8 protein-coding genes are annotated in these 8,061 nt (G+C 41.0%); 2 read left to right on the forward strand and 6 right to left on the reverse strand.

Annotated features, from left to right (window positions below; genetic code table 11):
* The first annotated feature begins 50 nt into the window (after nt 1-50).
* Complete coding sequence (locus NW213_RS12955) at nt 51-797, forward strand: NigD-like protein (RefSeq protein ID WP_204392381.1); 747 nt, start codon at nt 51-53, stop codon at nt 795-797.
* Here NW213_RS12955 and mutS read toward each other — a convergent pair.
* Nucleotides 790-3,414 (reverse strand): DNA mismatch repair protein MutS, encoded by a 2,625-nt coding sequence (gene mutS / locus NW213_RS12960; RefSeq protein WP_258323042.1) that lies wholly within the window; start codon nt 3,412-3,414, stop codon nt 790-792. The two genes, NW213_RS12955 and mutS, sit on opposite strands and share 8 nt — an antisense overlap.
* Nucleotides 3,415-3,514: 100 nt before the next feature.
* Nucleotides 3,515-4,327 (reverse strand): CPBP family intramembrane glutamic endopeptidase, encoded by an 813-nt coding sequence (locus NW213_RS12965; protein WP_258323037.1) that lies wholly within the window; start codon nt 4,325-4,327, stop codon nt 3,515-3,517.
* Nucleotides 4,328-4,611: 284 nt separating this feature from the next.
* Between NW213_RS12965 and NW213_RS12970 the strand changes: the two genes are divergently transcribed.
* Nucleotides 4,612-5,127 (forward strand): flavin reductase family protein, encoded by a 516-nt coding sequence (locus NW213_RS12970; RefSeq protein WP_258323038.1) that lies wholly within the window; start codon nt 4,612-4,614, stop codon nt 5,125-5,127.
* A 143-nt stretch (nt 5,128-5,270) separates the two neighbouring features.
* Here the strand turns inward: NW213_RS12970 and NW213_RS12975 are convergent, their stop codons facing one another.
* From NW213_RS12975 to NW213_RS12990, 4 genes are all read right to left on the reverse strand, one after another.
* On the reverse strand, nt 5,271-5,849 hold the full coding sequence (locus NW213_RS12975) for a porin family protein (protein WP_154043670.1): 579 nt from the start codon (nt 5,847-5,849) through the stop codon (nt 5,271-5,273).
* A gap of 248 nt (nt 5,850-6,097) precedes the next feature.
* Nucleotides 6,098-7,159 carry an IS5-like element IS1169 family transposase gene (locus NW213_RS12980; RefSeq protein ID WP_005794453.1) on the reverse strand — a complete coding sequence of 354 codons (1,062 nt, stop codon included), beginning with the start codon at nt 7,157-7,159 and terminating at the stop codon, nt 6,098-6,100.
* A gap of 272 nt (nt 7,160-7,431) precedes the next feature.
* Nucleotides 7,432-7,620, reverse strand: coding sequence for a hypothetical protein (locus NW213_RS12985; protein WP_204394739.1), 189 nt, complete (start codon nt 7,618-7,620; stop codon nt 7,432-7,434).
* Between the two features lie 113 nt (nt 7,621-7,733).
* Nucleotides 7,734-8,061, reverse strand: a 328-nt coding sequence (locus NW213_RS12990) for a transposase (protein WP_258323039.1), incomplete at its 5' end; no start/stop codon positions are given.

Consider the following 8,061-nt stretch of genomic DNA (forward strand, 5'->3'; position numbering starts at 1 on the left):
TTAACGTATAAACAAACATTCAAAGTTAACACGTTAAAAATTAAATTATTATGAGACTACGTTCAATTTTTAAACATGCATTGGTAGCTTCGGTTGCCATATTCTCACTCCAGTCATGCGACAATGACGATGATTATGACTATTCTCTAATGTTCCCTAACGCGCTGGTTACTGTAAAAACAGATGCCAATGATACTTTCTTCCTTCAGCTTGACAATGAAACGACACTTCTTCCGGTGAATGTTACAAAATCACCTTTCGGCGAAAAAGAAGTTAGAGCTTTGGTTAATTTTGAAGAGACTACAGATCCTTCGGAAGGTTTCAGCAAGGCTGTACACATCAACTGGATAGACAGTATCCTGACTAAACCTATTGCAGCAAACCTGGGCGATGAAGAGAATGACAAAGTTTACGGAAACGACCCGGTAGAGATTATGAACAGCTGGATGACTGTTTCAGAAGATGGCTATCTGACATTACGTTTCAGCACCGCATGGGGCAACACAGGAACAAAACACTTCGTAAACCTGATTTCGACAAACAATCCTGAAAATCCATACGAAGTGGAATTCCGCCACAATGCATACGGCGATACTTACGGACATCCTGCCGACGGACTTGTAGCATTCAAGCTTGACGGAATATTGCCCGACACAGAAGGCGAGACTGTAAAACTTAAACTTATATGGAACTCATATAGCGGCGAAAAGAGCCACGAGTTTGACTACTGCACACGCCAGTCAACTCCGGCAAATCCGGAAATGACAAGCGTGAGAGCAAAGAATTTCATCAATTAAGAATTTTCTTTATTTCATTTAATTTGTTCAAAGCTTCAACAGGGGTGAGATTATTGATATCCAAATTGATAATTTCATCCCTTATTTGGCTTAATACGGGGTCGTCAAGCTGGAAGAAGTTCAGTTGAATACCGTCTGATGTTGACGACGATGAAGCACCTTTCTTTTTCTTTAATTCCGAAGTTATCTCCTTTTCCTTACCAGATATAGATCCCTGACGGTTTTCTTTCTCCAGAAGGGCCAGAATCTCGTCAGCACGCTTAACGATAGACTTAGGCATACCAGCCATCTTAGCCACATGAATACCGAACGAGTGTTCGCTGCCTCCAGGTTCCAGTTTACGAAGGAAAATCACTTTATTATCAACTTCCTTGACAGATACATTATAGTTCTTTATGCGGCTATATTTACGCTCCATTTCGTTCAACTCATGATAGTGGGTTGCAAACAGAGTACGTGCCTTTGCCTTAGGATTTTCGTGTATATGTTCCACAATAGCCCATGCTATTGATATACCGTCGTATGTAGATGTACCTCGTCCAAGCTCATCAAACAGCACCAGACTGCGCTGTGAAAGATTGTTCAGAATATCTGCAGCCTCGTTCATTTCAACCATAAACGTAGATTCTCCCACAGATATATTATCGCTTGCACCCACACGGGTAAATATCTTATCTACAATACCTATATGCGCACTTTCCGCCGGCACAAAACAACCTATCTGAGCCATAAGAGTGATAAGGGCAGTCTGTCTTAGCAAAGCCGATTTACCCGCCATATTAGGACCCGTGATGATTATAATCTGCTGTTTCTCCGTGTCAAGATATACATCATTTGCTATATATTTTTCGTCCAGAGGAAGCTGTTTTTCTATAACAGGATGTCTTCCCTGGCGAATATCCAGTACCTCATCCTCAGATATAACCGGACGGATATACCCGTTAGCCTTCGCAGCCGATGCAAACGAAAGCAGACAGTCAAGAACTGCTATCTGAGTGGCATTTATCTGAATTGCAGGAATAAACTCAGCCAACGACATTACCAACTCGTTATAAATACGTGTCTCCAGCGTAAGAATCTTATCCTCAGCCCCGAGGATTTTCTCTTCGTATTCCTTCAGTTCCTGAGTGATATATCTTTCAGCGTTCACAAGAGTCTGTTTTCTTATCCATTCGGCAGGAACCTTATCCTTATGCGCATTACGCACCTCTATATAATAGCCGAACACATTGTTATATGCTATCTTCAGACTTGGAATACCTGTAAGCTCGCTTTCTCTCTGCTGAATCTGAAGAAGATAATCTTTTCCGGAATATGATATACGTCTCAGTTCGTCCAGTTCTTCGGACACACCGTCGGCTATCACACCACCCTTATTGACCAAGAGCGGAGGATCATTGTTTATTTCCTTTGCTATTTTATCACGGATAGAAACACACAGGTTGAGCTGTTCACCTATCCTGCGAAGACTCTCGTTGTCAGCCTCAAGACAAGCCATCTTGATAGGTTCAATAGCCTGCAAAGCCACTTTAAGCTGCACCACTTCACGTGGAGAAATCCTGCCCACAGCAGCTTTCGACACTATACGTTCCAAATCACCTATTCTGTGAAGGCAGTCCTCAACCTCCTCCTTAAAGTCCGGATGACGGAAAAAATATTCCACCACATCAAGCCTCCTGTTAATAGGCTGCACATCCTTCAGCGGGAATATAATCCAACGTTTCAGCATACGTGCCCCCATCGGGCTTATAGTATGGTCTATCACGTCGAGCAGACTAGTTCCACCATCGTTCATACTTCCCATCAGCTCCAGACTGCGGGCAGTAAACTTATCTATGCGCACATACTTTTCCTCTTCTATGCGCGACAGCGATGTGATATGCCCGACATGCTCATGCTGAGTCATTTCAAGATACTGAAGAATAGCTCCCGAAGCTATCACACCATTCTTCAGATGTTCCACTCCGAAACCTTTCAGATTTTTCGTTTCAAAATGCTTGAGCAGTTTCTTCACAGCCGATGTCTCAGTGAAAACCCAGTCGTCAAGTTCGAAAGTAAAGAATTTGGTTCCGAAATTAGCTTCGAACATAGGTTTCTTTCCACGTTCGAAAAGTACCTCCTTAGGAGCAAAATTATTGAGAAGTTTATCGATATAATCAAGTTTTCCTTCTGCAGTCATAAACTCTCCGGTAGAAATATCCAGAAAAGCTACACCGCAAGCTGTCTTTCCGAAATGAACGGCAGCCAGGAAGTTGTTTTCCTTATAAGAAAGAATATTGTCGCCTATGGCCACACCCGGCGTAACAAGCTCGGTTATACCGCGTTTCACCAGTTTCTTGGTAGTTTTAGGGTCCTCCAGCTGGTCACAGATAGCCACACGTCGTCCTGCTCTGATAAGTTTTGGCAGATATGTATCAAGAGCATGATGAGGAAATCCCGCCATCTCGATAGTCTTGTTCTGTCCGTTGGCCCTCTTTGTAAGGGTAATGCCCAAAATCTCGGATGCTGCCACCGCATCTTCCGAATACGTCTCATAAAAGTCTCCGCATCTGAAAAGCATGATAGCATCCGGGTGCTTCGCCTTCAGGTCGAAAAACTGTTTCATCATGGGGGTCATTACTACTTCGCTGTCTTTTGCCACGGTAAAATCCTTTCTTTTATTTTGTTCGATTATTTTTATTGTCGCACAAAGATACTCCAAAATCCACGAATATCATTTATGCCTGCAAGTTATTTTCTTCGTTCCACTGCACCGGTTCTTTCACCAGTTTCCTTCTGATAATGAAAATACATACTACAGTAAGAATAATTCCTGCCACAGCCAAAGCCAGAGAACCAGTCTCGCCAAGTGATGAAATCATTGTCGCATCAGGATCGCCCGACAAAACATAAAGCAACACCGAACTTCCATTATTAATAAAGTGCATCAGCATTCCAGGAATAAGACTTCCTGTGAGGTAATACATCCATCCAAGGGCCATTCCCACTACGAATGCAAACGGAATCTGAGCCGGATTACCATGTACCACACCGAATATAAGCGACGACACCACTATACCAAGATAAGGCATTTTCCACTTTCGCATAAGATGTCCCTGTATAGCACCACGGAACAGCAGTTCTTCCACCAACGGAGCCATAACTACAATAGATATTATCCCCAACGGATTGTTCATCATCTGTTCAAACATATCCTTCATATTGTCAGGCAGTCCGGCAAGCTCGCTGAAATAGTTGGTCCACAATCCCATTGCCACGATAAAAACAGCTGATGCAAACAATACAGCCCATCTATTGGAAGTTTTCAATCTGAAAACATCAATAGATACATATTTTCCCAATACTACATGAAGACCTACAGACAACGTGGAAAGAAATTGTGCCCACATAATGACAGACATATATCCACTACCGGACACGTCCGGCATTTCCACAACTCCGTTTTTCAGCATATATATTCCTACAAGCACTCCGAAAAATGCCAGCTGATAGGCAAAATAAAGCAATAGTAATTTTATTGTACGTCCCATAAAAGTTCTATTATATTACACCACAAAAATATACAGTTTAACGTAATAAACCAAGTATAATAAGAAGGTCAGAAGAATTAAGTACCACAATATATGTATTTCTTGGTGCTGACCATAGTAAGCAATGCGTCCCACTATAGTAGGCAATGATGCCGACTATAGTCAGCAGTGCTGTCCACAATAGTCGTCACCAAGAAATGAGATTGCAGAAATTTGATGAAAAACATATTTCTCAAATTTCTCTTTTTCCTATTTTTGTAAACTCATATTAATATAAAGAAAGAATGAAAGAAATAAACGTATCTCAGTTGGCAGACAACATGATTGAAGCCATCGGAAAAGAATGGATGTTGGTAACAGCAGGAACAAAAGAGAAATTCAATACAATGACAGCCTCTTGGGGTGGCACAGGAGTGTTATGGGGAAAAACAGTCGCATTTATTTTCATACGTCCTGAACGCTATACATACGAGTTTATAGAAAAATGTGACACTCTCACACTCTCGTTCCTGGGTGAAGAAAACAAGGCTATACATAAGGTGTGCGGCTCAAAATCAGGACGTGACACGGACAAGATAGCAGAAACAGGACTTAAACCGGCTTTAACAGAAAATGGTAATATTACATTTGATCAGGCACGCCTTACACTGGAATGCAGAAAGCTTTACGAAGACGACATAAAGCCGGAAAAATTCATAGACAAATCGCTTGACGGAAAATGGTACGGCAATGGGCATGGCAATTACCACAAGATGATTATACTGGAGATAGAACATATTTGGAGAAAAACAAAGAACTAAGCATAAATCAGCTGATTATAAGAATGTCAGTAAATTCATTAGTATAAAAATAAGTATTATAACTTAACAACTAAAGAAGGCATATCATTACTTGGAAACAAGTCAGATATGCCTTCTTATAAAAATTGAGTTATCTTTATTCTCTACTTTTTGAACAGACTGAATAAATCATATCCCAAGGAAATCTGAAATACCCTGTCTCTATAGTTTTCCAATCCGGGAAATTCATCCTTATTCAATTTTACAAGACCATAATTATAATTGAATGTCAAATCAAGTCCAAACTTGAAACGATAACCAAGACCTGCCGTTAAAGATGCCGACGTCTTTCGATAATGAATCATAGGACTACCATCCGGTTGCATTCCTTCCAAACCATTATAATAGATATCCAACTGGGGACCGACAAAGATATTTAGCCCCAATGTAGAACAAGGATAAAACTTAAATTTTAATGGAATAAGAATACATTTACTTTTCTCCAGATAATCTTCACCACCTTCTCCTTGTTTGGTAAATAAAACATCAAGTTCTGTTGCAAACTTTTTGATTCTGTATTCTCCAAACACACCGCCTAACATTTTGGAATAATAACCATTATCACCATATCTACTGGAGAATCCGACACCAACACGTGGTCCGAACGACCATTGACTCTGAGCATTCAAATTACTAAAAGAGAACGCAATTAAACACACGAATAAAATAAGAACCTTTTTCATACGTAAATATTAAGCGTCCTACACATAAAGCAGGACAGGTTTATACTAAAATTGATATAAAGCCGAGTGTTTTGACAAAAGGTGAGTTCTATCAATTCAATTTATCCTCTTGTATCAGACAGCAGAACTCTTTAACTGCCCAATTTGTGAGCTTTAGTCTTTCAAATTTAGCGAATATTTTCTACCCCCCCCAATTTTTACAATAATTAACTTGTGTTTGTTGTAAAAATTGGATGTGCAGGCATAATTCACCCCAACAACTCAGGTTTCAGCCTGATTATTTGCGTGTAACGACTGATGTTATACACAAGACTGGTGAGTGCTACATTGGCTTTAGCACGAATAAGCCCTACTGTACGCACAACAAGTCCACGCATGGTTTGTTCCTCAAACCCGAATACATGCTCGACAAGGCAACGTGTCTTGGATTTTTTCCTATTGTCTGATTTCTGCTCCTTGGTAAGCGGACGGTTACGGTAGCCCTTTTCGCAAATTATCGGATTCATCTTATGCTGTTTTACAATCTCCTCTTGTCCGACATAACCGGCGTCCAAATACAAGTCCTTGCCTTCGTCTTTTTCATCCAGCAGTCCTTCAAAGCCTTTGGAATCATGCACTTCTGCCGACGTGGTATCATAAGAAAGTATGATCTTATTGCGTTTCTCAACTTTAGTATGCTGCTTGTAGCCGTAAAAAGTCTCATCACGCTTCTTTGTCCAGCGGGCATCTACATCCTTGTGGCACTTCTTGTGGGGATTGTCATTCCACAACTTATCACCCGCTCCCTGTTTTATCTGCTCATTTTCATCACGGGTGTTACGTTGGCGAGGGGCAATAACAAAACTGGCATCAATGATGCGACCCTCATTGAATTGCAGACCCTTACTTTCCATGAAACTATGAAATTCCGAAAAAAGCTTGTCATAAACGCCTGTATTTGTCAGGAGTTCGCGATACTTCCACACCGTCTTCTCGTCAGGAACATCGTCAACACATTCAATACCAAGAAACTTGCGGAAACTCGTACGGTCAACTATCTGATACTCTATCTGATGGTCACTCAAACCATAATAACGCTGAAGAAACAAGACCTTGAACATCAGCACACAGTCTATCGGCGGACGACCGGCATTACTTTTGCGCTCTCCGGTAAAAAGGGCTGATTCAAGAGTAGGACGAAAGATCTCAAAATCAACATACTGAGACAACACTTCAAGAGGATTGCCCATTTCATTCAAACGCAATTCACGATTCTCTGACTCAAATAGTTGATTATAACGAAGCTTACGGTATCGGGATAACTTGTTCATTATAAAATTCTTATTTTCTGCAAATTTACGCTCTTGGAACCATATAAACAACTGTACTACAATATTTTAATTTATAGAACTCCTCAAAAGAAAGATTAGCACTCATGAAAACACAAATGCGGCTATTATACGATGACAAATAGCAACAGCTAAGAATTTAAAAGTTTCATACACGTGTACATAAGTCACAATCTTTGGCGCTTAGCTGTTGAGACCAATTTCATTTTCGGACTATGGTAATTCCAGTAAAAGTCGGCCTTTGGTCTGTATTGTTAATTGGGTGTTACTGCTTGTGGAACTTTAGTAAGCGAGACATTGTATCCAAGCTTTTTAAGTTCGGAAGACAAATATACCTTGCGTTTCTGCTCTATCTTGGATTGCATATATTGTGCACCAAGTTCATGGTAACGGGCTCCCGTACTCAGTATCAGATAAACGGATATCAACTGAGAATGTCCCACTGCAATCAAGGCACGTTTTTTTCCTCTGCGGGCAGCTATACGATGGTATCTCTCACTGAAAAACGTATTCTTTGTACGGGTCGCAGCCCATGCGGCTTCTGTGATTACCGCCTTTACCTGTTTGTTTCCGTGAGTGATTCGTGCGCTTTTTTTTTGCCAGCACTCTCGTTGTTACCCGGAGAAAGACCGGCCCAGGACGAAAGATGCTTTTCTGAAGGGAAGTGGGACATGTCAAGACCTATCTCAGAAACCAGATCCTCTACAACTTTGGTGCTAAAACCGGGAATCTCCCTGAGAAGTTCAAGGACATTATCGTACTTGGACAACAGTCTCTTTATACGTTCGGACAAATCATCAACCAAAGCCTGAGTCTGGTCTATATCCTTTCGGATCATCTGGAGAAGATAAATGTGATGATCTTCAACAAAACCGGTACACGCT

This window comes from Bacteroides sp. ET336, from assembly GCF_024733815.1.
GTDB classification, from domain to species: Bacteria; Bacteroidota; Bacteroidia; order Bacteroidales; family Bacteroidaceae; genus Phocaeicola; species Phocaeicola cellulolyticus.